Source organism: Streptomyces sp. ITFR-6 (assembly GCF_031844725.1).
In the GTDB taxonomy this organism is placed as follows: domain Bacteria; phylum Actinomycetota; class Actinomycetes; order Streptomycetales; family Streptomycetaceae; genus Streptomyces.
The window spans coordinates 3,267,572-3,293,276 of sequence record NZ_CP134612.1; the positions used below are offsets into that span (position 1 = coordinate 3,267,572).

A 25,705-nucleotide genomic window follows, 5' to 3' on the forward strand; every position below is an offset into this window, starting at 1 on the left:
CTCATATCGATCACGGCTCACGACCCGGCGTTGACGTTGGCGAAGACGACGGCGGCGACCGCCAGGACCAGGGAACCGGCGAGCAGTGCGCTGAGGTAGGTCTGCACGTTGCCGGTCTGGGCACGGCGGACGGCGGTGCCGAGCCAGCGTGCGCCGGTGGCGGAGCCGCGTACGTAGGTGTCGACGACCTCGCGGTCCAGGAAGCGGACGAGGCTCGCGGCGGCCTGGACCGGGCGGACGAACAGGGCCGCGTAGACGGCGTCCAGGTGGAAGCCGGTGGCCGCGTGGCGGTGGAGGGGGCCGAGGAGCAGCCGGCCGGGGTCGGCCGGGTCGGGGGCGTCACCGGCGTCTCCGTAGGCGGCGGTGTGGCTCTCCAGTGCCTCGACCTCGATGAGGGCCGGTTCGGCGTCGGGGTGGGCGGTGACGGAGCCCATGGGGGTACGGGCGGCGAGCGCCGTGGTGTGGCGCCAGGCCGCGTAGGTGACGAGTCCGCCGACGAGGCCGACGCCGGTGGAGAGGACGGCGGTGGTGAGTGACGGGGTGAGGCTGTGGCCGTCGAACCAGTCGCCGATCACGCCGACGGTGAGCCCGAAGGCGATGGTGGGGACGGCCAGTACCCACAGGACCGAGGTCATGGCGACGGGCTGCCTGCCGTGGTCGGGGGCCTCCGTGCCCCGGCCCCGGAAGGCGAGGAGCCAGAGGCGGGTGGCGTACGCGGCGGTGAGCACGGCGGCCAGGAGCCCGGCGATCAGGACGGTCCAGCCGGCGGCGGCCGGGGCGACGTGGCGGTCGCCGAGGGCGGTGTGCTCGGCGGCGACGAGGACGGCTTCCTTGGAGAAGAAGCCGGCGAACGGCGGGATGGCCGCCAGGGCGAGGAGCGCGACGGTCATCGTCCAGTACGCGTCGGGGATCCGCTTGGCCAGTCCGCCCATGCGGGACACGGCGGCCAGTGAGTTGGTGCCCGCGGCGTGGATGACGACGCCCGCGGCGAGGAAGAGGACGGCCTTGAACGCGCCGTGCGAGAGGAGGTGGAAGACGGCCGCGCCGCGATCACCGACGGCCAGGGCGCCGGACATGTAGCCGAGCTGCCCGATCGTGGAGTAAGCGAGGACGCGTTTGATGTCGTCCTGGGCGAGCGCGGCGAGTCCGGAGCCGATCATCGTGATCGCCGCCATCACGGCGAGGACGACGAGCGCCGCGCCGGAGGCGGCGAAGACGGGGAGCAGCCGGGCCACGAAGTAGATGCCGGCCGCGACCATCGTCGCGGCGTGGATCAGCGCGGAGACGGGGGTGGGACCGGCCATCGCGTCGGGCAGCCAGGTGTGCAGCGGGAACTGCGCGGACTTGCCCGCGACGCCGGCCAGGAGCAGCAGGGCGATCACGGTGGGGTGGTCGAGGCCGCCGTGCGCGACGGAGCCCAGGATGCCGGTGATGCGGAAGGTGCCCGTGTCGGCGGCGAGGGCGAACAGGCCGATGAGGAAGGGGACGTCACCGAGTTTGGTGACCAGGAACGCCTTGAGGGAGGCCGCGCGGGCCTCGGGCGTCTCCCAGTAGTGGCCGACCAGGAAGTACGAGCAGATGCCCATGACCTCCCAGCCGACCAGCAGCACCATCAGGTCGCCGGAGTAGGCGACGAGCAGCATCGCGGAGGTGAAGAGGGAGACGAGAGCCGCGTACGAGGGGTAGCGGGGGTCGTCACGCAGATACGCGGTCGAGTAGATCTGCACGCAGCTCGCGACCAGGGCGACCAGGACGGCCACGAGGACCGCGAAGCCGTCGAGGTGCAGGGCCAGGTCGATCGGGACCGATCCGGTGGGGGTGAGCTGGGTGGCGGCGTCGATGGCCCGGCCGCCGCCCTGACGTGCGGCGACGACGGCCGCGATGACGAGGGAGGCGAGGGAGGGCAGTACCGCCAGCGGGCGGACGAAGCCGGGGGCGCCGCGCCCGAGGAGGAGTCCGGCCGCGGCTCCCAGGAACGGGAGGAGGGGGACGAGGACGGCGAGGGTCGTGGTGGTCACGGAGTGGCCTCTGCCTTCTTTGCCTTCCCTGCCGTAGCGGTGGCGGGGTCTTCGGCGGCTTGCTTGGCTTCGGCGTCGCTCTCGTCGTCGTCGCCGGCCGGGACTGTTTCGGCCTCGTCGGTCTCGGCGGTGTCGCGGAGGCGGTCGATGTCGGAGCTGCCCCGGTTGCGGTACACGGCGAGGACGATGGCCAGCCCGATACCGATCTCCGCCGCCGCGATGGCGATGGTGGACAGGGTGAGGGCCTGGCCGGAGTGCAGGGCGTCGCGGAGCCAGACGTCGAAGGCGACCAGGTTGAGGTTGACGGCGTTGAGCATCAGCTCGACGGACATCAGGACGAGGATCGCGTTGCGGCGCGCGAGCACTCCGTAGAGGCCGGTGCAGAAGAGGAGGACGGCGAGCACGGCGGGATAGGCGAGGTGCATCAGCTCTTGTCCTCTCGGTGCGGGCCGGCCGGGGTGGTGCTCGTGCGGCTCGTGCCTGTCGGGCGCGTGCTCTCCCGGCCCTTGCGGGACAGGACGATCGCGCCGACGAGGGCGGCGAGCAGCAGAACGGAGAGCGCTTCGAAGGGGAGTACCCAGTGCCGGAAGAGGAAGGCGCCGGTGACCTCGGTGGAGCCCTGGGCCGGTCCGTCCAGTTCGATCCAGGTGGTGCGGAAGGCGTCCACGACGACCCATACGAGGGTCCCGGCGGCGGCGACGGCCACCGCGAGGGCGGCCCAGCGGTTCTCCGAATCGGCGTCCGGGGAGCGGCCGATGGGGGCCCTGGTGAGCATGAGGCCGAAGAGCAGGAGGACGACGACGGACCCCACGTAGATCAGTACCTGCACCCAGGCGATGAACTCGGCGGTGAGCAGGAGGTATTCGACGGCGAGGCCGCCGAGCGCGACGATCAGCCAGAGGGCGGCGTGCACCAGCTGCCTGGTCGTGACGGTGACGAGGGCCGCGCCGAGGGTGGCGATCCCGACCAGGACGAAGGCGATCTCGATACCGGACGGGGAGAGGAAGCCGGGGTGGCTCCCGGCGGCGAGGACGGTCGCGGGCATCACGCCTGGCCCTCCTGGTCCGTCGGGGCGGGCGGGGCGGGTGGGGTCGGCGGCGCGGCTTCGGCGGCGGCCTCCTCCTGCTCGCGCTTGGCCCGGAGCTTGTCCGCCGTCTTGCGGGCGGCGGCGATCTCCTTCGGTTCCTCGGCCCCCGGATCGAGCGCCGGGGGCTCCGGCACCGTCCACATCCACTCGCGGAGCTTGTCGCGCTCGTGGGTGAGTTCGAGGATGTCCGTCTCCGCGTACTCGAACTCCGGCGACCAGAACAGCGCGTCGAACGGGCACACCTCGATGCAGATCCCGCAGTACATGCAGAGCGAGAAGTCGATGGCGAAGCGGTCCAGCACATTGCGGCTGCGCTCGCGACCGCCCGGGGCCGCGGCGGGCACCGTCTCCTTGTGGGAGTCGATGTAGATGCACCAGTCGGGGCACTCACGGGCACAGAGCATGCAGACCGTGCAGTTCTCCTCGAACAGCGCGATGACGCCTCGGGAGCGGGGCGGCAGCTCGGGCTGCGTGTCCGGGTACTGGGCGGTGACGGTCTTCTTCGTCATCGTCCGCAGGGTGACGGCGAGACCCTTGGCCAGGCCTGCGCCGGGGATCGGGGGCACTAGTTGATCGCCACCTTCACGATGCCGGTGAGCGCGATCTGCGCGAGAGCGAGCGGGATGAGCGTGGTCCAGGCGAGCTTCTGCAGCTGGTCCTCACGGAGTCGCGGATAACTCACGCGCAGCCAGATGACGACGAAGGCCAGGACGGCGACCTTCAGGAGCGTCCAGACCCAGCCCAGTCCGTCGGCGCCCAGCGGCCCGTGCCAGCCGCCCAGGAAGAGCACGGTGGTCAGCGCGCACAGCACGACGATGCCCGCGTACTCGGCGAGCAGGAACAGGGCGAAGCGGAGGCCGGTGTACTCGGTGTAGGCGCCGAAGATGATCTCCGAGTCGGCGACCGGCATGTCGAACGGCGGGCGCTGGAGTTCGGCGAGCCCGGCCACGAAGAAGACCAGGGCCCCCACGGTCTGCCAGGGCAGCCACCACCACTCGAAGGCGTCGAGGATGCCGGGGAGCGAGACCGTACCGGCCGCCATCGCCACCGAGGCGGCGGCGAGCAGCATCGGCAGCTCGTACGCGAGCAGCTGCGCGGCGGTGCGGATGCCGCCGAGCAGCGAGAACTTGTTGGCCGAGGCCCAGCCCGCCATGAGCGAGCCGAGCACGCCCACGCCCATCACCGCGAGCACGAAGAAGATGCCCGCGTCGACGACCTGGCCGACCGCGCCCTCCCCCGGGCCGATCGGAATGGCTACGAGTACGAGGAGGTACGGGAGCAGCGCGACGGCGGGGGCCAGCTGGAAGACCCGGCGGTCGGCCTCTGCCGGGACGATGTCTTCCTTCTGCACGAACTTCACGCCGTCCGCGACGAGCTGGGCCCAGCCGTGGAAGCCGCCGGCGTACATGGGGCCCAGGCGGCCCTGCATGTGGGCCATCACCTTGTGTTCGGCCTGGCCCACGATGAGGGGGACGGCCATGAACACCGCGAACACGATGACGAGGCGGAGGGCGACGTCCAGTACGTCGTTCACTCTTCGCCTCCGGCGGGGGTGTCGGGGGTTTCAGGTGCGACTGCTGCGTCTGAGGGGTGCTCGGGGGTGGGGGTGTCGGTGCCGCTGCGCGGGGGCTCTCCCCTGCCCGCCCCTTCCCGAACCGGGGGCTCCGCCCCCGGACCCCCGCTCCTCAAACGCCGGAGGGGCTGGGATGAGGCCGAATCAGAGGCATCGGCGCCAGCCGGGGTACCGGCGCCAGCCGGGGTACCGGCGCCAGCCGGGGTACCGGCGCCAGCCGGGGTACCGGCGCCAGCCGGGGACGGCGCTCCGTCCGATGGTTCGTCGTCGAAGGCCGGGCGGGCGTTGTGCCACGGCGCGTCCGCAGCCGGCGCGGGCGCCGGAGCCGACGCGTCCGTGGCCGCGCCCGGTGCAGGAGCAGGCGGAGGAGCAGGCGCGTCCGTGACCGGGGCGGGAGGCGGGACCGCGTCCGGGGCGGGTGCTGGTCCGGGTGGCGGGTTCGTCGGCTGCTGGCCCGCCGAGCCGTCGCTCGCGCTGCGGGTGCGGCGGGCCGGGCGGTCTCCCGCAGGCCTTGCCGCTCGGGCGGGGCGGGCGGGGGCAGGGGGAAGCTGGCCCTTCAGCGGGCCCCACTCGTTCGGGTCGGGGACGCCGGGCGGGAGCATCGTGCGGCGCTTCGGGCCGCCGTGCTCCGACTCGCCCGGCTCCTTGGCGCCCGGCCAGGCCTTCGCCACGCGGGCCGCCAGGACGAAGTCCTTCCGCAGCGGGTGGCCCTCGAAGCCCTCGGGCAGCAGCAGGGGTACCAGGTGCGGGTGGCCGTCGAAGCCGATGCCGAACATCTCGTGCGTCTCGCGCTCGTGCCAGCCGGCGCCCGCGTAGACGTCGATCGCGCTGGGCAGCACGGCGGCCTCGTGCGGAACGGTCGTACGGAGCAGCAGCCGGCGGACCGCGGGACCGGGGCCGGGGGCGGGGGCGGCGCGGTCGGGCAGCGCGGCGAGGTGGGCGCAGACCCGGAAGCCCGTGCCCGGTTCGTCCACGGCGCTCAGCCAGTCGAAGTAGGTGCAGCCAAGCCGGTCGCGCGCTGTTTCGAGCGCGGCGATCCAGGACGCGGGCGGCACGTCGACGGTCAGCAGTTCGTACGCCTGCTCCGCCGTGGCGTCCTCGCCGAAGATCTCGGCGACGGCGTCCGGCAGCCGGTCGTAGCTCCCGGTACTCCCGGTGCTCTCGGCGGTGGTCACTTCCCCTCCTCCCTCGCGGAGTCGGCTGCGGACGGTGCGGCGACCAGTCCGCTGCGCAGCGCGGCGGTGGAGGGGCGGGCCGCGCCGCCGTTCCCGTAGCGCTCGCTCAGCGACTCGCGAGCGATCTTCTCCTGGAGCTTGAGGATGCCCTGGAGCAGGGCCTCGGGCCGGGGTGGGCAGCCGGGGACGTAGACGTCGACCGGGATGATCTGGTCGACCCCCTTCGTCACCGAGTACGAGTCCCAGTACGGGCCGCCGCAGTTGGAGCAGGCGCCGAAGGAGATGACGTACTTGGGCTCGGGCATCTGCTCGTACAGCCGCTTCACCGCGGGGGCCATCTTGTCCGTCACCGTGCCGGAGACGATCATGAGGTCGGCCTGGCGGGGGCCGGGGGCGAACGGGATCACGCCGAGCCGGATGAAGTCGTGGCGCGCCATGGAGGCGGCGATGAACTCGATGGCGCAGCAGGCGAGTCCGAAGTTGAAGACCCAGAGGCTGTAGCGGCGGCCCCAGTTGAGGACCACCTTCATCGGCTCGGGGGCGAGCCGGGACAGCACGCCGAGCCGTTTCGGCTCAGGAAGGAACGTGGGTACGGGTTCGGGACCCGGCTCCGGTCCCGACTGCGGCTGTGGCTGCGGCTGACCGGCTGACGACGGGCTCGTCACGTCCATTCGAGGACGCCCTTCTTCCATGCGTAGAGCAGTCCCACGGCCAGGAAACCGAGGAAGACGAACATTTCCACCAGCGTCGTCGCGCCGTATCCGGGCGCGGCGAAGACGGTTGCCCACGGGAACAGGAAGATCGAGTCGACGGCGAAGATCACGTACAGGAAGGCGTACACGTAATAACGGACCTGGGTGTGGGCCCAGCCCTCCCCCACGGGGTCCACGCCGCACTCGTACGTGAGGAGTTTCTCCGGCGTCGGGACCACCGGGCGCATCAGCCGGCCGGCTCCGAAGGCGACGGCGACGAAGAGCACGCCGACCACGGCGAGCAGTCCGACGACCGAGTAGCTGTGGAAGTACTCCGACGCGAGAACGGCCGGTCCCGACAGGTCCGCAACGTCCGTCACGTCCGCCCCCTCGCTCCCTCAAACCTGTTCGACGATCTGTACGCACGGGAGTCTAGGCCCTGTAAAGGAACAGTAAGCAGTCGCGTCGGGCAACGGGTGGGGTTATCCCCACTTCATCGCCACCCACGAGCCCCATGGCGTCCGGATGTCCCACCCGGCAGGCTGGGCCCATGACCATGAGCCCCCAGGTACCCGGTAACGACCGGCCGCCGCCCGTCCGCTTCGCCTTCGACACGTACACCTGGAAGGAGATCGCGCATCTTCTCGCCAATCTCCCGTTGGCGGTCCTCGGGTTCGTGTACTCGGTGCTCATGGTCGGCGTCGGTGTCGGTCTCGCGGTCACGGTCATCGGTCTGCCTCTGCTCGCCCTCGGGCTCCAGGGTTCGCGGCTGATCGGCCGGGCCGAGCGGGGCCGGGCGCGGGGTCTGCTCGGGGTGCGGATCGACGAGCCGAGCCCGATGGCTCCGGTCCGCCGCGAGGAGGGGTTCTTCGCCTGGCTGTGGACGAGCCTGAAGGATCCGGTGGGCTGGCGCGCCGTGCTGTACTCCTTCATCCGGCTGCCGTGGGGCGTGCTCACCTTCGCGTTGACGCTCGTGAGCCTCTTCGTCCTGTGGCCGGTGCTCCCATATACGGCGCGGTTCATGGCCAACGCCGACCGGGGCATGGTGCGCGGGCTGCTCTCGCCCTCCGACGAGCTGGAACGCCGTATCGCGGAGCTGGAGTCGGACCGGGGGGTGGTCGTCGACACCGCCGCCGCCGACCTGCGCCGCATCGAACGCGACCTCCACGACGGCGCCCAGGCCCGCCTCGTCGCCCTCGCCATGGGGCTCGGCCTCGCCAAGGAGAAGCTCACCGACGACCCGGAAGCCGCCGCCAGAATGGTCGACGAGGCACACGGCGAGGTCAAGGTCGCCCTCCAGGAACTGCGCGACCTCGCCCGCGGCATCCACCCCGCCGTCCTCACCGACCGGGGCCTGGACGCCGCCCTCTCCGCCATCGCCTCCCGCTGCACCGTCCCGGTGACGGTGGGGGTGGATCTGCCGGGGCGGCCGGCGCAGGCCATCGAGGGCATCGCGTACTTCACCGTGTCCGAGCTCCTCCAGAACGTCAGCAAACACAGCGGCGCGCGCACGGCGTCCGTCGAGGTGTGGCGGACGGCGGACCGGCTGCTGCTCCAGGTCACCGACGACGGACGCGGCGGGGCCTCGATGAACGGCGGTACGGGGATGTCCGGGCTGGCCGAGCGGCTGGGCGCGGTGGACGGGCTCTTCGTGCTCGACTCGCCGCCCGGCGGCCCGACGACGGTCACCGCCGAGCTGCCCTGGCGCGACCGGGAGAACGAGAAGGCCGCCCCACGCGGACAGGCTCCGGGGGTGGGGAAAACCCCCCGCTGAAGAGGGAGACCGGCCTCATGGTGCGCCGCCGCGCGGTACAGCACCCTTGAATAAGCAAGAAGCAAGCGGCACGACTCAGTACGCGAGTACGCGGAAGAAGCGGAAGAAACGGATGGACGCCATGGCCACGGCTTACGGACCGGATACGCGGGACCAGCAGCGCTCGGGCACCGGCACCGGCTTCGGCAGCCGCTTCGGCACCGGTCCGGGCGCCGGGTCCGGGTCCGGGGGCGACCGCCCCGACGCGAAGCACGTGTTGCCCGCCGTACTGCGCGCCCCCTTCGAGGCCCGGACCTGGCGCGAGACCACGTATCTGCTGCTCAGCCTGCCCCTCAGCATCGTGTTCTTCACCCTCGCGATCACCATGGCGTCGCTGGGCGCAGGGCTGCTCATCACCTTCCTGGGGATTCCGGTGCTGGCCGGGGGCCTGGCCATGTGCCGCGGGTTCGGCGCGCTGGAGCGGGCGCGGGCCCGTGGACTGCTGGGGCTCGACGTGGCGTCCCCTGAGCCGGTGCGGGGGCGGACCGGCGGGCTGATGTCCTGGGTCGGGGCGGTCCTGAAGAGCGGGGTGTCCTGGCGGCACCTGCTCTACTCGCTGCTGCACCTGCCGTGGGCCGTCTTCGGCTTCATCGTCCCGGCGGTCCTGTGGTCCTGGGGTCTGGCGGCCTTCACCTACCCGGCGTGGCACTGGATCTTCCCGGCGTACACGGGCGTCGAGGGAGTCCAGCTGTACGGGGACGACGGGCACCAGGTCTATCTGGACGCCCCCGTCGAGCTGGCCCTGACCAGCGCCGTCGGGCTGCTGTTCGTCCTGGTCACCCCGTGGATCGTGCGTGGGCTGACCTCGGTGGACCGGCTGATGGTGACCGGGCTGCTGGGTCCGTCCCGGCTGGCGACGCGGGTCACGGAGCTGGAGTCGGACCGGGGGGTGGTCGTCGACACCGCCGCCGCCGACCTGCGCCGCATCGAACGCGACCTCCACGACGGCGCCCAGGCCCGCCTCGTCGCCCTCGCCATGGATCTGGGCCTCGCCAAGGAGAAGCTCACCGACGACCCCGAGGCCGCCGCCAGAATGGTCGACGAGGCACACGGCGAGGTCAAGGTCGCCCTCCAGGAACTGCGCGACCTCGCCCGCGGCATCCACCCCGCCGTCCTCACCGACCGCGGACTCGACGCCGCCCTCTCCGCCATCGCCTCCCGCTGCACCGTCCCGGTCACCGTCGAGGTCGACCTGACGTCCCGGCCCGCACAGGCCATCGAGGGCATCGCCTACTTCACGGTGTCCGAGCTCCTCCAGAACGTCAGCAAGCACGCCCAGGCCACCCGCGCGTCCGTCGAGGTGTGGCGGACGGCGGACCGGCTGCTGCTCCAGGTCACCGACAACGGGCGCGGCGGCGCCGGACTGACGTCGGGCAGCGGTCTCGCCGGTCTGACGGAGCGGCTGGACGCGGTGGACGGGATCCTGGTCGTCGAGTCCCCGGTGGGCGGCCCGACCAAGATCACGGCCGAACTCCCCTGGCGCGGCTGACCGCGCCCCCGGCAGCCGCCCCCCGCGCCCGGCGCCAGCCGCCAGCCGCCAGCCGCCAGCCGCCAGCCGCCAGCCGCCAGCCGCCACGCAACCCCGCGAACGCTCGCCGCGTCACCGCCGATACTGGGATGCTGGATGCCGAACGGCATACGGGCGGGAACAGGGAGCGGTGGGGGAACAGACGTCGTGATGGAGGACAGGGTGCGGGTAGTCATCGCCGAGGATTCGGTACTGCTCCGGGAGGGGCTCACCCGGCTGCTGACCGATCTCGGTCATGACGTCGTGGCGGGGGTCGGGGACGCCGAGGCGCTGATCAAGACGGTGGGCGACCTCGCCGGGCAGGACGCACTGCCGGATGTGGTGGTCGCGGACGTGCGGATGCCGCCGACCCACACGGACGAGGGCGTGCGGGCAGCGGTACGGCTCCGAAAGGAGTACCCGGGCCTAGGGGTACTGGTCCTTTCGCAGTATGTGGAGGAGCAGTACGCCACCGAGTTGCTGGCCGGATCCAGCCGGGGCGTGGGGTATCTGCTGAAGGACCGGGTCGCCGAGGTGCGGGAGTTCGTGGACGCGGTGGTCCGGGTGGCGCAGGGCGGTACGGCGCTGGACCCGGAGGTCGTCGCGCAGCTGCTGGGCCGGAGCCGTAAGCAGGACGTGCTGGCCGGGCTGACGCCCCGTGAGCGCGAGGTCCTCGGCCTGATGGCGGAGGGGCGGACCAACTCCGCGGTGGCGAAACAGCTGGTCGTGAGCGATGGCGCGGTGGAAAAGCACGTCAGCAACATCTTCCAGAAACTCGGGCTGTCCCCCAGTGACGGCGACCACCGGCGGGTGCTGGCCGTGCTGACGTATCTGAATTCCTGACGCTTCCCGCTGAATTCCCGGCGGTCCTGACGCCATGTCCGGCCGCCGGGGCCGCCCCGCGCGCGACTCGCTCCACACACTCTCCAGTGAGGGTCCGACGAGGATCCGGGTGGCTGATGAATCATGGCGGGACGGCGCCGGACAGGCGTCTCAAAATGCCGTCCAACTTATGATCCGCCAGAGGAAGGCGACCCTTACAGACGTAGGGTGGAGCCTGGGACCGCCGGCGGGCCGGATGGTTCCGAGCCACCGCGCCGAGGGAGGTCCAGTAAGTGACCAGCCAGGTCAGTAGCCCCGCCGAACAGGCCGATGAGGCCAGTGAGGCGCTCGTAGGGGGACAGCGTGCCCCCCAGTCCGCAACAGACAACGGTGACAAAGAGATCCGCCGTCTGGACCGGGTGATCATCCGTTTCGCGGGTGACTCCGGTGACGGTATGCAGCTCACGGGTGACCGGTTCACCTCGGAGACCGCTTCCTTCGGGAACGACCTCTCCACCCTGCCGAACTTCCCCGCCGAGATCCGGGCCCCCGCGGGCACCCTGCCTGGAGTTTCGTCGTTCCAGCTGCATTTCGCGGACCACGACATCCTGACTCCGGGCGACGCGCCCAATGTGCTGGTCGCGATGAATCCGGCCGCGCTGAAGGCCAATATCGCGGATGTGCCGCGCGGCGCGGAAATCATCGTGAACACCGACGAGTTCACGAAACGCCCGATGGCCAAGGTCGGATATCAGACAAGTCCGCTGGAGGACGGCTCCCTGGAGGCGTACAACGTCCACCCGGTGCCGCTGACCACCCTCACCATCGAGGCGCTGAAGGACTTCGGGCTCCCCCGCAAGGAGGCCGAGCGCTCCAAGAACATGTTCGCGCTCGGGCTGCTCTCCTGGATGTACCACCGGCCCACGGAGGGCACCGAGACCTTCCTGCGGGCCAAGTTCGCGAAGAAGCCGCAGATCGCCGAGGCGAACGTGACGGCGTTCCGGGCGGGGTGGAACTTCGGCGAGACCACGGAGGACTTCGCGGTCAGTTACGAGGTGGCCCCGGCCACCCAGGCCTTCCCCACCGGTACGTACCGCAACATCTCGGGGAACCTCGCGCTGTCCTACGGGCTGATCGCCGCGGGCCGGCAGGCGGACCTGCCGGTCTACCTGGGCTCGTACCCCATCACCCCGGCCTCCGACATCCTGCACGAGCTGTCGAAGCACAAGAACTTCGGCGTGCGCACCTTCCAGGCCGAGGACGAGATCGCGGGCATCGGCGCCGCGCTGGGTGCCGCGTTCGGCGGTGCGCTCGGGGTGACGACCACCTCGGGCCCCGGGGTGGCGCTGAAGTCGGAGACCATCGGGCTCGCCGTCTCCCTGGAACTGCCGCTGCTGATCATCGACATCCAGCGCGGCGGCCCCTCCACCGGGCTGCCCACCAAGACGGAGCAGGCCGACCTGCTCCAGGCGATGTACGGGCGCAACGGCGAGGCCCCGGTCCCGATCATCGCCCCCAGGACGCCGGCGGACTGCTTCGACGCGGCGCTCGACGCCGCCCGGATCGCCCTGACCTACCGCACCCCGGTCTTCCTGCTCTCCGACGGGTACCTCGCCAACGGCTCCGAGCCCTGGCGCATCCCCGAGGTCGACGGGCTTCCGGACCTGCGCGTCCAGTTCGCCCACGGCCCCAACCACGAACTGGCCGACGGCACCGAGGTCTTCTGGCCCTACAAGCGCGACCCGCAGACCCTGGCCCGGCCCTGGGCGGTCCCCGGCACCCCGGGGCTCGAACACCGCATCGGCGGCATCGAGAAGCAGGACGGCTCGGGCAACATCTCGTACGACCCCGCCAACCACGACTTCATGGTCCGCACCCGGCAGGCCAAGATCGACGGCATCGAGGTCCCGGACGTGGAGGTCGACGACCCCACTCAGGCCCGGACACTGGTCCTTGGCTGGGGCTCCACATACGGCCCCATCACCGCCGCCGTCCGGCGGCTGCGCGCGGCCGGAGAGCCCATCGCGCAGGCACATCTGCGCCACCTCAATCCGTTCCCGCGGAATCTCGGCGAGGTGCTGAGGCGTTACGACAAGGTGGTCGTCCCGGAGATGAACCTGGGACAGCTGGCCACCCTCATCCGGGCCAAGTACCTGGTGGACGCGCACAGTTACAACCAGGTCAACGGCATGCCGTTCAAGGCCGAGCAGCTTGCGACGGCCCTCGAGGAGGCCATCGATGCCTGAGACCAACGAGCTCCTGCAGCTGGTGCCGAAGTCAGAGGCCAAGCAGTCCATGAAGGACTTCAAGTCCGACCAGGAAGTGCGCTGGTGTCCCGGCTGCGGCGACTACGCGGTCCTCGCCGCCGTGCAGGGCTTCATGCCCGAGCTGGGGCTGGCGAAGGAGAACATCGTCTTCGTCTCCGGCATCGGGTGCTCCTCCCGTTTCCCGTACTACATGAACACCTACGGGATGCACTCGATCCACGGCCGCGCCCCGTCGATCGCGACCGGTCTCGCCACCTCGCGGCGCGATCTGTCCGTCTGGGTCGTCACCGGCGACGGCGACGCCCTGTCCATCGGCGGCAACCACCTCATCCACGCGCTGCGCCGCAATGTGAACCTGAAGATCCTGCTCTTCAACAACCGGATCTACGGGCTGACCAAGGGCCAGTACTCCCCCACCTCCGAGGTCGGGAAGATCACCAAGTCGACGCCGATGGGCTCGCTGGACGCGCCCTTCAACCCGGTGTCACTGGCGATCGGCGCGGAGGCGTCCTTCGTGGCACGCACGGTCGACTCCGACCGCAAGCACCTCACGAGCGTGCTGCGGGCGGCGGCCGACCACCCCGGCACGGCACTGGTGGAGATCTACCAGAACTGCAACATCTTCAACGACGGCGCGTTCGAGGTCCTGAAGGACAAGGACCAGGCCCAGGAGGCGGTGATCCGGCTGGAGCACGGGCAGCCGATCGTCTTCGGCGCGGACGGCGCGAAGGGGGTCGTGCGGGACTCGCTGACGGGCGATCTCCAGGTCGTCGCGGTCACCGAGGAGAACAAGTCACGGATCCTCGTCCACGACGCGCACGCCCCGAGCCCGACCACGGCGTTCGCCCTGTCGAGACTCGCCGACCCGGACACGCTGCACCACACCCCGATCGGGGTGCTGCGCAGCGTGGAGCGGCCGGTGTACGACACGCTGATGGCCGATCAGCTCGACACCGCCATCGAGCAGCAGGGCAAGGGCGACCTCGGCGCCCTGCTCGCGGGCAACGACAACTGGACGGTCGTCGGCTGACGCCGGCCGGCCGCCCCGATGCGCCGGCTCCCGCCCGCAGGGGCGGGGGCCGGCGCATCGCTTTCTAGGGCCTGTCTTCAAACTGCCGTCTGCCGGGCGACGCCATGCACGCACTCTCGCCGCACCGGCCCCAGGCCCCAGTACGTCCAGTACAGGGGCCTGGGGCCGGCACGCCGAGAAATGGGGTCTCCCCTGCTCGAACGAAGCCGAGAGCTTGGGGAAGCACCTGACGCCGCCCGGCCGCCCTTCGGGCAACGACGGCAGTTTGAAGACAGACCCTAGGCCTCCCGCTTGCGCGCGTCGTACGCCGCCCGCGCCGCGCCCACCGCGTCCAGGCTCCGCTCCGACCAGCGCGCCAGCGCCCAGACCTGCTCGGCGGCCTCGCGGCCCAGCGGGGTGAGCGCGTAGTCCACCCGGGGCGGGATCACCGGCTTGGCGTCGCGGTCCACGAATCCGTCGCGCTCCAGGGTCCGCAGGGTCTGCGTCAGCATCTTCTCGCTGACCCCGCCGACCTCACGGCGCAGCTCGCTGAAGCGGTACGGGCGCTCCAGCAGGGCGGCGAGCACCAGAACGCCCCAGCGGCTGGTCACATGCTCCAGCACCAGCCGGGAGGGGCACATCGGCTCCCGTACGTCCGGCAGGGACTCCACGCCACTTACGCTCATGCCCGTACCTTACCTCAAAGTGGGTACTTTCTTTTGGTTAGCGCCGCCCCTAGGGTGAGTATCAGAACGCACGAACAGAAACATGAGCACCCAAAGAGGAGAAAAACCCCATGAGCATCGTCGTCACCGGAGCCACCGGAGCACTCGGCCGCCTCGTCGTCGAGCAGCTGCTGACCACCGTCCCCGCGAGCGACGTCGTCGCCGTCGTCCGCGACAAGGAGAAGGGCGCCGCCCTCGCCGCCCGCGGGGTCGAGCTGCGGATCGCCGACTACGACCGCCCCGAGACGCTGACCGGCGTCTTCGCCTCCGGCGACCGGGTGCTGCTCATCTCCGGCAACGCGGTCGGCGCCCGGGTCGCCCAGCACACGGCCGTCATCGACGCGGCCAAGGAGGCGGGCGTGGCGCAGCTCGCGTACACCGGCATCCTCGGCGGTCCCGACGCGGACTTCACGCTGGCCGACGAGCACAAGGCGACCGAGCAGCTGATCCTCGACTCCGGCCTGCCGTACACCTTCCTGCGCAACGGCTGGTACACGGAGAACTACACCGAGAACCTCGCCCCGGTCCTCGCCCACGGTGCCGTCGTCGGCAACGCGGGCGACGGCAGGATCGCCTCCGCCACCCGCGCCGACTACGCGGCCGCGGCAGCCGCCGTCCTGACCGGCGAGGGCCACCTCGGCGAGGCGTACGAGCTGAGCGGCGACGTCGCCTGGTCGCTCGCGGAGTACGCGGCGGAGGTGGCCAAGGCCTCCGGCAAGGAGATCGTCCACAACGACGTCCCGGCCGCCGTACACCAGGACATCCTGGTCGGCGCGGGTGTGCCCGAGGGCTTCGCGGCGATCCTGGTCGACGTGAACGAGGCCGTCCGGCGCGGCCGGCTGGCCGGCACCAGCGGCGAGCTGGCCGCCCTGATCGGCCGCCCGACGACCCCGCTCGCACAGACCGTGGCGGCCGCGGTCGCCGCCCAGTAGGCCCCAGTAGCCCCGTAAGCCCCGCTCGGCGGCGAGCCCCGGGCCCGGTGTCATGACCGTCTGGCGATACGGCTATGACACCGGGCTCTTTCGGCGTTACGGTCGTCCGGTCGGCGGAGCCGTTGACGCACACCTGTCAGGAGGGGCCCGTGAAGGGGAAGAACGAGCAGCGGGCCGGACTCCTGTCCGGATTCGGCGCCTACGGCCTGTGGGGGATCGTCCCGCTCTTCTGGCCGCTGCTGAAGCCGGCCGGTGCCATCGAGATCCTGGCCCACCGCATGGTCTGGTCGCTCGGCGTCGTCACGCTCGCCCTGCTTGTCCTGCGCCGCTGGTCCTGGATCGGCACGCTGCTGCGGCAGCCCCGGAAGCTGGGGCTGATCTCGGTGGCGGCGGCCGTGATCACGGTCAACTGGGGCCTGTACATCTGGTCCGTGAACAACGGCCATGTGGTCGAGGCATCCCTCGGCTACTTCATCAACCCGCTGGTCACCATCGCCATGGGCGTTCTGCTCCTGGGCGAACGGCTGCGCCCCGCCCAGTGGGTGGCGGTCGGCACCGGCGTCGCGGCGGTCCTCGTGCTGGCGATCGGCTACGGGCAGCCGCCCTGGATCTCCCTGGTGCTGGCGTTCTCCTTCGCGACCTACGGCCTGGTCAAGAAGAAGGTCAACATGGGCGGCCTGGAGTCGCTGACCGCCGAGAGCGCGGTGCTCTTCGTGCCCGCGCTCGGCTATCTGCTGTGGCTGGGCGCCCGGGGCGAGGCGACCTTCGTCTCCGGCGGCGCCGGACACGCGGCGCTGCTCGCCGCGACGGGGCTGGTGACGGCGGTGCCGCTGATCCTGTTCGGGGCGGCCGCGATCCGCGTACCGCTGTCCACGCTCGGGCTGCTCCAGTATCTGGCCCCGGTCTTCCAGTTCCTGCTGGGGATCGTGTACTTCCACGAGTCGATGCCGCCGGAGCGGTGGGCCGGATTCGGTCTGGTCTGGCTGGCGCTGGCACTGCTGACCTGGGACGCGCTGCGGACCTCCCGGCGCACGAGGGCCGAGGCGGAGGCCGCCCGGCCGGCCGCCACGGCGACGGCCGCCCCGGCGGGACCGGCGGAGACGGAAGGGCCGCAGGAGGCCGGGACACTCACACCCTCCACCAGTACAACCTAGTTGCTTTTTTAACTCGGTTGCGTTTTCCTGGTCTCACGGAAACCACGACCGAGGAGTACGTCCGCATGCGCACATCCCCGACCACCGTGCTGATCGTCGGCTCCGGCCCGACCGGGCTGACCCTGGCCGTCGATCTCGCCCGGCGGGCCGTCGACGTACGGATCATCGACAAGGCCCCGGACTTCCCGCGCACCTCGCGGGCCAAGGGCCCCAACCCGCGCTCCCTGGAGGTCCTGGAGGACCTCGGGGTGATCGACGAGGTGCTGGCCGCCGGGTCCGCGCCGCTGCCGATGCGCAAGTACCGGGGCGGGGTGGCCATCGCCGACGCCGACCCGTACGCCGAGGCGCGCCCGGCCCCGGACGCGCCGCACGACCGCCCCCGGCTCGTCGCCCAGTGGCGCCTGGAGGAGGTGCTGCGGGCCCGGCTCGCGGAGTTCGGCGTCCGGGTCGAACTCGGCACGGAGCTCGTGGGGCTGGCCCAGGACGGGAGCTCGGTGACCGCCGCGCTCGCGGGCGGCGGGGAGATCGAGGCGCGGTACGCGGTCGGCTGCGACGGCGGCCACAGCGCGGTCCGCAAACTGCTCGGCATCCCGTTCGAGGGGAAGACGGACGAGGCACAGATGATGGTCTGCGGCGATGTCGAGGCACAGGGCCCGGACCGCGGGCTGTGGCACCAGTGGTTCGACGAGGACGGGGCCGTGATGCTCTGCCCGATCCCCGGCACCCGGTCGGGCTGGTGGTTCCAGGCCGGTCCCGAGACGGACGCCTCGGGCGCTCCCGTACCGCCGTCGCTGGAGAGTTTCCGCCGCCTGTTCGCGAAGCACACGGGCCTGCCGGGCGACCTGCTGACGGCGGCCACCCTGCTCTCGACGTACCGGGTCAACGAGCGCATGGCCGAGCGCTACCGGGCCGGCCGGGTCCTCCTCGCCGGGGACGCCGCGCATGTGCACTCCATCGCGGGCGGGCTGGGCATGAACACCGGCATCCAGGACGCGTACAACCTCGGCTGGAAGCTCGCCCGGGTCGCCTCCGGACAGGCGGGCCCCGCGCTGCTCGACACCTACGAGGAGGAGCGGCTGCCGGTCGCCGCCGAGGTCCTGGACATCAGCGCGGAGCGGCTGCGGGCCACGCTGGAGGCGATCAAGAGGCCCGGCGGCGGGCTCGACTCGGCGGTGGGCCCGGGGACCGACGGCCTGGGCAGCGGCTACCGCTGGAGTTCCCTGGCCGCGTCCCCCGGCGCCACACCCCGGCTGCGGGCGGGCGACCGGGCCCCGGACGCGCCCTGCCGGGACGCCGCAACCGGAGCCCCGCGCCGGCTGTTCGAGGTCTTCGCCGGACCGCACTTCACCCTGCTCGGATTCGGTACGGGCACGGCCCCGGCCCTGCGCGAGGCGGCCGCGGCGCACGCCGGCGAACTGCGGGCGTACGGAGTGGACGCGGGCGGCGCCGGAGGTCTGGCCGACGACGGGGGCCACGCCCGCGCGGCCTACGGCGTCGGGCCGGACGAGGACCTGCTGGTCCTGGTGCGGCCGGACAACCACATGGGCCTGATCGCCCCGGCCGGGGAGGCGGGCGCGGTCGGCGCCTTTCTGAACGGGGCGACAGCTCCGAACGGTGCGGCATTGGAGCGAGCTTGAGTGCGTCACTCCGGGCAATACGGCGATAGCGCACTGTTTATACTTTCCTCACATTTATGACCCCACCCCTGCGCGCGTCCGGACCGTCCCGCACGCTCCTGCGCACCGCGACCGCCACCGCCGCACTGTCCGCCCTCTCGGTCCTCGCCTGCGGGTTAGCCCCCGCCTCGGGCGCCGATGACACCACGCGGACCAGGGACCCGTCGGGCCTCGGCCCGGCGGGTCCCTGGTTCCGGCTTCAGGAGACGACGCCCGAGCGGGACCCCGGCGTCCACGAGGTCGCCCCGAAGCCCGACCCGGTCCATCTCAACGGCAGCCCGCACCTGGCCATCGGCGCCGGCCAGCAGGCCCAGGCCGCCCACTACTTCAACGAGACGTGGACGCCGCTGCCCCTGAAGCCGCTGCTGGACGCGGGCCTCTCGTACTGGGCGTACACCGCCACCGAGGGCTCCGGCGTCACCGACATCGGCGCCAATCTCCAACTCCCCGCCTCCTGCGGCGGCTTCACCACCCTGTCGTTCGAGCCCGGCGCCAACACGGACGCGCGGGGCGAGGCGCTGAAGCCGGACACCTGGCAGAAGTACCACCTCACCGCCGGCTCCGTGATGCGCACCTCGCGTGCGGTGGCCGGAATCCCGGCGGGCGGCGACGCCCCGCTGTCGCACTTCGTCGAGGCGTGCGAGGGGGCGTACGGCGTGATCGCCAACATCGGCCGGCTCGGCGGCGCTCACCGTGCCCGAGGCGATCGAGGCGGACGACGGCCCCCGCCCGGCGGACGGGCCCGAGTACCCGGGCGTCGGCACCCGCCTGAAGCTCAAGGGACCTGCGGGCCGGCCAGCTGACCGTCGTCTCCGAGGGCTCCGCGGTCCCCCTGACCCAGGAGACGGACGCGACGCTCACCGGCGAGCTGCGGACCAACCTCCGCGCGGGCGGCACGCTGGAGCCGGGCGGCAAGGCCGGAGCGGCGTTCCCCCTGGCCGCGGCGGAGGGCGCGCCGACGGGCCGGCTCGACGTGACGACCGAACTGACCGTCGCCGTCGCGGGCGTCGAGGGCCCGCTGCCCACGGGAGTGACCGCGACGGCCGCCACCCGGATCACGGCGGCCGGCGTCGAACTGAGTCCGTCGCCCTCGCACCCCCACCACCCGAAGCCGACCCCGCCCGGCCACGGGGGCGGGCACGGCAACGGCCCCATGCCCAGCGGCCCGGTCGGCGCGGGCGGCGGCTCCAGCGCCCTGACCGCCACCGGCTCCGACGGCCTGTCCGGTACGGGCCTGGCGGCCGGAGCGGCGGGTCTGCTGGCGATGACGGCCGCCGCGCTCGCCGGGCTCCGCACGGAAAGGCGCCGACGCGGTTGAGCGCGCGTCGACGTACGCCGGGCGGACCGCACCACCGCGGCCTTCCGGATCTACGCGGTCGAGGAGTTCGAGAAGCGCGACTTCCCGAGCGCCCGCGTCTACGGTCCGTCGCGGGACGCCGAGCTGCGCCTGCTCACGTGCGGCGGCGCCTACGACCCGACGGCGGGCGGCTATCAGTCCAACGTGGTGGCGTTCGCGCGCCTGGTCTCGGTTCAGCCACCGGAATCCACCCTTTCGGGGAAGAATGTCTCCCATGACTCTTGAGTGGAAAGTCGTCATCGACGCCGCCGACCCGCACGCCCAGGCCGGCTTCTGGTCCGAGGCCCTCGGCTACGAGATCGAGGACAACAGCCCCTTGGTCGAACGCCTCCTGGGGCTCAATGCCGTACCGGAGTCGCTCACGACGACGGCCCACGGCCGGCGCGCCTGGCTCGACCTCGCGGCGGTCCGGCACCCGGATGACCCGTACGACGAGGACAGCGGCACGGGGCACGGGCGCCGGCTGCTGTTCCAGCGCGTCCCGGAGCCGAAGACGGTGAAGAACCGCCTCCACCTGGACCTCCACGCGGGCCCGGACCGCCGCGACGCGGAGGTGGCCCGGCTGGAGGCGCTGGGCGCGAAGGTGCTCCGCAAGGTCGAGGAGCCGGGCGGCACGTGGACAGTCCTGAGTGACCCGGAGGGCAACGAGTTCTGCGTCCAGTAGCAGGCCGAGGGGCTCTGGGCAGGGTTGCGTCGCCGGGCGGTTCCGACGGCGGTCGCGCCCCGCCCGCGCCGGGCCCCTGTCCGCTCAGTCGCGTCGGATCAGTTCCGGGTCGATCCTGCGGCCCACCAGGGGGAGGGTGCCGCCCACGGTGAACAGGAGGACGGTGATGCTCGCCGTCACGAGCAGTGGCACACCGGCTCCGTCCCAGAACACCTCGCCGCCCCCGGTCACCAGGTACGCGGTCTCGGCAAGCTTGCCGGTGGCCAGGGCCAGCACCAGCCCCACCAGCAGGGGCAGCACCACCTGTGCGCACTGCACCAGGCGCAGAAAGCGCGGCCGGGCGCCGATCAGGGCGAGAGCAGTCACCTGAGGCCGCCGCTCCACGGCGCGGTCGGTCGCGGACACCAGGAACGCCGCCACCCCGACGATCAGCCCCATCACCATGCCCAGGGCGAGCAGAGTCTCGATGACACGGATCTGCTGGAGTCCGTCGACGTTGACCCCGACCGGATCGACATCCGCCGTGGGGGCGATGGCTCCGATCCGGTCCAGCACCGCCCGGACCGTACCCGGGGTTGACGCGCTGACGAGTACCAGCGTGCCGGTGACCGGAACGGCGCCGGGCGGCAGCTTGGACGGCGGATAGAGCACCGGTGTGTCCACGGACGTGACGTCGTACCCGGAGAACAGCACCCCTTGCGAGGGCACCTCGATCCGCAACGACACCTGTCGATCGCCCTGCCGCAGCCGGATCGTGGAGGGCGCCACGGGCTCCGTCGTCACCTCTGGGTCGGTCAGCCGGAGTACCTTGCCCTCGACGCATCCCTCCGCATGCCGCACGATCCGCTCCAACTGGGCACAGGTGGCGACCAGGGCACGGGCCGGAATGCGCGGGCCCGCCGCGTCCTGGTCGAAGGGAGGCTCCATGATGAGGGCGTGGGCGCGCAGCTGGGGAATGGCGACCAGTTCCGCGCGCTGTTGCGCGCTGAGTCCGGCCAGCGGGACCCCGTACTCCTGTACCGGTGAGGAGGACCGGGTGATCTGGGACTCCTCGACCAGGACTCCCTGAGCGAGGGACGCGGAGAAGACGAGCAGGACGAGTCCGCTGACGACACGCATCGCGCTGCCCGGCTCGACCTCGTTGCGGCGCATGGCGAGGCTGAGCGCCAGCGACCGGACGCCGGCGAGGCGGCGGGCCAGCAGATACGAGAGGAGCGGCATCGCCAGGACCAGGCCGAGGCCGGTCATGAGCACCCCGAGGGGCACGAGAAGGGCGTTGAGGCCGGAGCTGTCCGCAGGGCGCGAGGTCATACCCGTCAGGCTGTACCCGGTGACGATGCCGAGACCGGTGACCAGGACGAGGCCACCCCAGATCCTGGGGGTGCGGGGCACGGCCGTGCGGCGCGTGCTCAGTGGGTCGGCTGCGGCGGCACGGGCGCTGGCACGGCCGACGAACCAGGCGAGTGCGGGGCAGCCGAGCAGGCACAGCGCGAGCGTGCCCGGGGTCGGAGCGCCGTCCCCGGAGTACCACTTGAGGCCCGGCAGCCCGGTACGGGCCATGATCTGGTTGAGCAGCCAGTACTCGGCGATGCCCAGCACCGCGCCGAGCAGCGCGGCCACCACGGTCTCGGCGGCGTTGACCCGCTGAGTTCCCTTCGCGCTCAGCCCCAGCAACCGCAGCGCGGCAAGTCGGCGGTTGCGGCTGGCGGCCGACAGCCTGGCGCAGACCGAGAGGTAGACGCCCAGCGGCAAGAGCACCAGAGTGGCCAAGGTGAAGCGCAGGATGTCGAGGGTGGAGGGATCGACGGCGGGGTTCGGGGAATAGCCCTTGCCCCAGCTTCTCAGGGCGCGGGTGGCATTGGGATCGGTGAGGCCGGCCCGGTCGACCCCGACATAGGCGTACAACTCGGTGGGGTCGGTGAGACCGGACGGGGCGATGACACCCTTCACAGTCCCCGGGAGCAGTCCCTTCAGACCCGGCTCGCGGCGCAGCTGATCTCGCAGCGCCGGAGAGACGAACACCTCACCAGGAGAAGGAAGTTCGCTGATTCCAGGGGGCGGTCCGGGAGTGTCCCGGCTGCCGCGCGCGATGAATACCCGGCTGAACGGGCGCGATCCGTGCGGGTCTGTCCGCTCCAGAACGAGAGTGCGGCCGGAGGCCGGCTTGCCGGAGTGGACGACCGGGCTCCGGTCGGCGGCACGGCCGTCGCGGGCGTCGAGGATGGCCGGGATCGTCAGGACGAGCGCGAGGCAGCACACCCCGAGCGAACTGCCCAGCGTCATAAGCCAGAAGCGGGCCCGGACACCACGCCCCGAGCCCGTCAGCAGACGCAGCCCCAGAAGGAACTCCCTCACGCCCCGCCCCCCGCCGCGGACAGAATGCCGTCGGTCATGGTCCAGCGCTGATCCGCCAACGCGGCCACACCGGGGTCGTGGGTGACCAGCAGAACGGCCGCGTTCTGCGAACGGGCCAGGGAGAGGAACTCCTGCAGCACCGCACTCGCGTTGGCGCTGTCCAGTGAACCGGTGGGCTCGTCCGCGAACACCACGGACGGCTGATGCACGAGCGCCCGGGCCACGGCCACCCGCTGACTCTGCCCGCCCGAGATCTGTGACGGACGCCGGTCGCGAAGGGCGGCGATACCGAGCCGGTCCAGCACCTCCACGGCCGTTTTGAGCGCGGGCCCCTTACGGCGGCCCGCCAGTCGCAGGGGGAGCGCGGTGTTCTCCTCCACGGTCAGCTCCGGCAGCAGCTCACCGTACTGGAAGACGAAACCGAACCGTTCGCGACGCAGGGAGCTGATCTCCTCGTCGTCCAGCTCACTGAACGGTTGGCCCTCGAACCAGACCTCGCCACGCTCGGGCGGAAGCACCCCGGCGAGGCAGTAGAGCAGTGACGACTTGCCCGAACCGCTGGCACCGGTGATCGCGGTCACCTGACCGCGCGCGACCGAGAGGTGCGCGTCACGCACCGCGGGTGTGGAGCCGTAGGAGAGGTCAACTCCCCGTGCCGCCAGCACGTCTGTCGTATCCATGATGTCTTCCCCAGTAGACCCGGCGGGGCCCCGGCGGTACACGCGGCGGGAGCCGCCTGCCCGACCGGGACCCTCACCAGGGGTGAACGATGCCGCCCTTCACCACCGGACGGGGCGGCGCGTGTCTCCCGGTTTACCGCTTGTAGTACTTCGTCGGCGAGCAGTTGTCCGGATGGAACGAACCGCGGTCACGGCACGCCCTGATCCAGGCGTCGTTGGTGTAGAGGGCCGCGCCGTCGTACGACAGCTTGTCCTTCCACACGGACTTCTTCTGCTTTCCGTTGAAGCGGCCCCAGTTGTATCCCTCGACGCGGACCTGAACGTAGACGTTGTGGCCGTCACCGGAGTTGGTGTCCTTCAGCCAGCCCTTCCAATGAAAGGCGCCGCGATTGGCACCCTTGGGCTCGAACTTGTACGAGCCCGAATGGAAGGAGACTCCGCTGCTCTTGCGTGTGGAGATTTTGTGCCAAGAGGCGGTGGCTTCCGTTCCACCACTCGCCCCCGCGAAGGCGACACCGACTCCTCCTGCGAACAGGGCGCAGGTCAGGGCTCCGATCGCTATCGTGCGCTTCATGCTTTCCTCCCGTTGAGTGTGCTCCTCGCCGGGCCGGTCTTCGTCAGCCCGGTCCGACAAGCCCAAAGACCGTAACACTCAAGGGAATTCACCTTCACATGGGTTTGCCGCCGTACCCGTGGCGGAATGTCGGACACTCCTGGTCGCACTACTTCGACCACTCATTTCGCTCCCGCCTTCAGGCTATTCGGAATGGGTGACGAGGCCGTCCGTCCGGAGACGGTCGTCATCCGCAGTGGATTGCGGGACAACAGGGGGACGTGCACGGGACCGGGGCGCGGGGTGCCCCGGAGGGCAACGAGTTCTGCGTCCGGTAGCAGGCCGGACGGCCTGTTCGGCCCGGGTGCGGTGCCCGATGATCGGACCATGCGTCTACAGGACCAGCAGGACACCGCTGCCCGTCGCGCCCGGACCGCGCCCGCCGGGGCGCAGACGGCCGACACCGCCGGTCGGGCCCTGTCCGCCGGGCCCGTTGGGCTGGCGGGGCCGGCCGCCGGCCCGGCGGCCCTGGAACTCCTGGCGTTGCAGCGCACGGCCGGCAACGCCGCGGCCGTCGAGGCGCTGCAACGGCGGCAGGCCGAGGGCCACGGGCACGGTGCATCCTGCGGCCACGACGACTTCGCCCCCGTGCAGCGTTCGTCCGTGCCGGACGTGCTGCGGGCCGCCGGACGGCCGCTGGACGGGCCGGTCCGTACGGAGATGGAGGCGCGGCTCGGCGCCGACTTCTCCGACGTACGGCTGCACACCGGGCCGAGCGCCCAGCGCTCGGCGGCCGAGGTCGGCGCGCGCGCCTACACCTCCGGCAGCCATGTCGTCATCGGCGCCGGCGGCGCGGACCGGCACACCCTGGCCCATGAGCTGACCCATGTCATCCAGCAGCGCCAGGGGCCGGTGGCGGGCACCGACAACGGCTCGGGGCTCAGGGTCTCGGACCCCTCCGACCGCTTCGAGCGCGCGGCGGAGGAGAACGCCCGCCGGGTCCTGTCCCGTCCCGCGCCCACCGGGGCGGCGCCGGTGCAGCGGACGGCCGCCGCGCCGTCCCGTACCGGCGGGGAGATCGCCGTCCAGCGCTCCGGCGACGGCGAGGCGCCCTTCGACCACGCGCAGTACTACGCGAACACGGGCTGGCAGGCGTCGGCCGAGGAGTTCGAGAAGCGGCTCGGCGCGTACTCCTTCGGGCACCCGAGGGCGCTCGCGGCGGCACGCAAGACGGTGAACCGACTCAAGCAGCTGCTCATCAACTACGCCCGCACGGAGCACAAGGACACCGCGCTCGCCAACAAGTCGTTCTTCAAGGACGACAAGACGAGCGCCGGGCAGGTGGGCGACAAGATGACCACCGCAAGACGCCCCGCGGCTACGAGAACCGGGGCGCCCCGCTCAGCCGGCGCGAACTGGACTTCGTCGGCAAGCCCGGCCCGGACGACAAGCTGCCCTGGAACGAGGGCACCGCCTACTGGGAGATCCAGCAGAACGAGGCCTGGCCGAAGGCGAACGCCGAGCGCGGCATCCCGATCGTCGCGGGCATGTCCGGGACCACGACCCGGATGCTCAAGACCTTCCAGTGGATCAACGTGCCCGGGGTGGACGTCTTCGACTACCGGATGGCCGTGATGGGCTGGATG

24 protein-coding genes and 1 pseudogene are annotated in these 25,705 nt (G+C 71.6%); 13 read left to right on the forward strand and 12 right to left on the reverse strand.

Annotated features, from left to right (window positions below; translation table 11 throughout):
- Positions 1-17 precede the first annotated feature (17 nt).
- From RLT59_RS14650 to RLT59_RS14685, 8 genes are read right to left on the reverse strand one after another with little or no spacing between them, the layout of a single operon-like run.
- The gene (locus RLT59_RS14650; protein WP_311303799.1) at positions 18-2,018 is read right to left on the reverse strand and encodes an NADH-quinone oxidoreductase subunit 5 family protein; all 2,001 of its coding nucleotides are present in this window, start codon (positions 2,016-2,018) and stop codon (positions 18-20) included.
- Complete coding sequence (gene nuoK / locus RLT59_RS14655; RefSeq protein WP_311303800.1) at positions 2,015-2,443, reverse strand: NADH-quinone oxidoreductase subunit NuoK; 429 nt, start codon at positions 2,441-2,443, stop codon at positions 2,015-2,017. The genes RLT59_RS14650 and nuoK overlap by 4 nt, the downstream gene beginning before the upstream one ends.
- Complete coding sequence (locus RLT59_RS14660; protein WP_311303801.1) at positions 2,443-3,063, reverse strand: NADH-quinone oxidoreductase subunit J family protein; 621 nt, start codon at positions 3,061-3,063, stop codon at positions 2,443-2,445. The genes nuoK and RLT59_RS14660 overlap by 1 nt, the downstream gene beginning before the upstream one ends.
- A complete protein-coding gene (locus tag RLT59_RS14665; RefSeq protein WP_311303802.1) occupies positions 3,063-3,671 on the reverse strand; it encodes a NuoI/complex I 23 kDa subunit family protein in 609 nt (202 codons plus the stop codon). Before RLT59_RS14665 ends, RLT59_RS14660 begins: the two co-directional genes overlap by 1 nt.
- A complete protein-coding gene (locus tag RLT59_RS14670; RefSeq protein WP_311303803.1) occupies positions 3,671-4,639 on the reverse strand; it encodes a complex I subunit 1/NuoH family protein in 969 nt (322 codons plus the stop codon). Before RLT59_RS14670 ends, RLT59_RS14665 begins: the two co-directional genes overlap by 1 nt.
- Positions 4,636-5,853, reverse strand: coding sequence for an NADH-quinone oxidoreductase subunit C (locus tag RLT59_RS14675; RefSeq protein ID WP_311303804.1), 1,218 nt, complete (start codon positions 5,851-5,853; stop codon positions 4,636-4,638). Before RLT59_RS14675 ends, RLT59_RS14670 begins: the two co-directional genes overlap by 4 nt.
- Positions 5,850-6,524 (reverse strand): NADH-quinone oxidoreductase subunit B, encoded by a 675-nt coding sequence (locus tag RLT59_RS14680; RefSeq protein WP_311303805.1) that lies wholly within the window; start codon positions 6,522-6,524, stop codon positions 5,850-5,852. Before RLT59_RS14680 ends, RLT59_RS14675 begins: the two co-directional genes overlap by 4 nt.
- Positions 6,515-6,925 carry an NADH-quinone oxidoreductase subunit A gene (locus RLT59_RS14685; RefSeq protein ID WP_311303806.1) on the reverse strand — a complete coding sequence of 137 codons (411 nt, stop codon included), beginning with the start codon at positions 6,923-6,925 and terminating at the stop codon, positions 6,515-6,517. Before RLT59_RS14685 ends, RLT59_RS14680 begins: the two co-directional genes overlap by 10 nt.
- A gap of 170 nt (positions 6,926-7,095) precedes the next feature.
- Between RLT59_RS14685 and RLT59_RS14690 the strand changes: the two genes are divergently transcribed.
- The 5 genes from RLT59_RS14690 (at position 7,096) to RLT59_RS14710 (ending at position 13,984) form a co-directional block, all read left to right on the forward strand.
- The gene (locus tag RLT59_RS14690) at positions 7,096-8,319 is read left to right on the forward strand and encodes a sensor histidine kinase AbrC1 (RefSeq protein ID WP_311303807.1); all 1,224 of its coding nucleotides are present in this window, start codon (positions 7,096-7,098) and stop codon (positions 8,317-8,319) included.
- A gap of 121 nt (positions 8,320-8,440) precedes the next feature.
- Positions 8,441-9,847, forward strand: a complete 1,407-nt coding sequence (locus RLT59_RS14695) for a sensor histidine kinase AbrC2 (RefSeq protein ID WP_311303808.1) — start codon at positions 8,441-8,443, stop codon at positions 9,845-9,847.
- 189 nt (positions 9,848-10,036) lie between these two features.
- Entirely contained in the window at positions 10,037-10,708 is a 672-nt protein-coding gene (locus RLT59_RS14700; protein WP_311307727.1) for a response regulator AbrC3, read from the forward strand.
- A gap of 272 nt (positions 10,709-10,980) precedes the next feature.
- On the forward strand, positions 10,981-12,933 hold the full coding sequence (locus RLT59_RS14705; RefSeq protein WP_311303809.1) for a 2-oxoacid:acceptor oxidoreductase subunit alpha: 1,953 nt from the start codon (positions 10,981-10,983) through the stop codon (positions 12,931-12,933).
- A complete protein-coding gene (locus RLT59_RS14710; protein ID WP_311303810.1) occupies positions 12,926-13,984 on the forward strand; it encodes a 2-oxoacid:ferredoxin oxidoreductase subunit beta in 1,059 nt (352 codons plus the stop codon). The genes RLT59_RS14705 and RLT59_RS14710 overlap by 8 nt, the downstream gene beginning before the upstream one ends.
- A 278-nt stretch (positions 13,985-14,262) precedes the next feature.
- Here the strand turns inward: RLT59_RS14710 and RLT59_RS14715 are convergent, their stop codons facing one another.
- Complete coding sequence (locus tag RLT59_RS14715; protein ID WP_311303811.1) at positions 14,263-14,649, reverse strand: winged helix-turn-helix transcriptional regulator; 387 nt, start codon at positions 14,647-14,649, stop codon at positions 14,263-14,265.
- A 110-nt stretch (positions 14,650-14,759) separates the two neighbouring features.
- Between RLT59_RS14715 and RLT59_RS14720 the strand changes: the two genes are divergently transcribed.
- From RLT59_RS14720 to RLT59_RS14745, 7 genes and pseudogenes are all read left to right on the forward strand, one after another.
- The gene (locus tag RLT59_RS14720; protein WP_311303812.1) at positions 14,760-15,620 is read left to right on the forward strand and encodes an SDR family oxidoreductase; all 861 of its coding nucleotides are present in this window, start codon (positions 14,760-14,762) and stop codon (positions 15,618-15,620) included.
- Positions 15,621-15,769: 149 nt separating this feature from the next.
- Entirely contained in the window at positions 15,770-16,774 is a 1,005-nt protein-coding gene (rarD, locus tag RLT59_RS14725; protein WP_311303813.1) for an EamA family transporter RarD, read from the forward strand.
- A 65-nt stretch (positions 16,775-16,839) separates the two neighbouring features.
- Positions 16,840-18,411, forward strand: coding sequence for an FAD-dependent monooxygenase (locus RLT59_RS14730; RefSeq protein WP_311303814.1), 1,572 nt, complete (start codon positions 16,840-16,842; stop codon positions 18,409-18,411).
- Between the two features lie 56 nt (positions 18,412-18,467).
- The gene (locus RLT59_RS14735; protein ID WP_311303815.1) at positions 18,468-19,253 is read left to right on the forward strand and encodes a hypothetical protein; all 786 of its coding nucleotides are present in this window, start codon (positions 18,468-18,470) and stop codon (positions 19,251-19,253) included.
- A gap of 170 nt (positions 19,254-19,423) precedes the next feature.
- A complete protein-coding gene (locus RLT59_RS14740; protein ID WP_311303816.1) occupies positions 19,424-19,768 on the forward strand; it encodes a hypothetical protein in 345 nt (114 codons plus the stop codon).
- Between the two features lie 15 nt (positions 19,769-19,783).
- A pseudogene (locus RLT59_RS39355) lies at positions 19,784-20,032 on the forward strand (sortase domain-bontaining protein); the annotation flags it as partial.
- On the forward strand, positions 20,013-20,471 hold the full coding sequence (locus RLT59_RS14745) for a VOC family protein (protein WP_311303817.1): 459 nt from the start codon (positions 20,013-20,015) through the stop codon (positions 20,469-20,471). The pseudogene RLT59_RS39355 and the gene RLT59_RS14745, both read left to right, overlap by 20 nt.
- Before the next feature lie 84 nt (positions 20,472-20,555).
- On the opposite strand, the gene RLT59_RS14750 is transcribed toward RLT59_RS14745, so the two are convergent.
- From RLT59_RS14750 to RLT59_RS14760, 3 genes are all read right to left on the reverse strand, one after another.
- Positions 20,556-22,826 carry an ABC transporter permease gene (locus RLT59_RS14750; RefSeq protein WP_311303818.1) on the reverse strand — a complete coding sequence of 757 codons (2,271 nt, stop codon included), beginning with the start codon at positions 22,824-22,826 and terminating at the stop codon, positions 20,556-20,558.
- Positions 22,823-23,506, reverse strand: a complete 684-nt coding sequence (locus RLT59_RS14755; RefSeq protein WP_311303819.1) for an ABC transporter ATP-binding protein — start codon at positions 23,504-23,506, stop codon at positions 22,823-22,825. The genes RLT59_RS14750 and RLT59_RS14755 overlap by 4 nt, the downstream gene beginning before the upstream one ends.
- A 133-nt stretch (positions 23,507-23,639) precedes the next feature.
- Complete coding sequence (locus RLT59_RS14760) at positions 23,640-24,080, reverse strand: hypothetical protein (protein ID WP_311303820.1); 441 nt, start codon at positions 24,078-24,080, stop codon at positions 23,640-23,642.
- A 366-nt stretch (positions 24,081-24,446) separates the two neighbouring features.
- Here RLT59_RS14760 and RLT59_RS14765 point away from each other — a divergent pair, with 366 nt between their 5' ends.
- Entirely contained in the window at positions 24,447-25,694 is a 1,248-nt protein-coding gene (locus RLT59_RS14765; RefSeq protein WP_311303821.1) for an eCIS core domain-containing protein, read from the forward strand.
- The last annotated feature ends 11 nt before the right edge of the window (positions 25,695-25,705 follow it).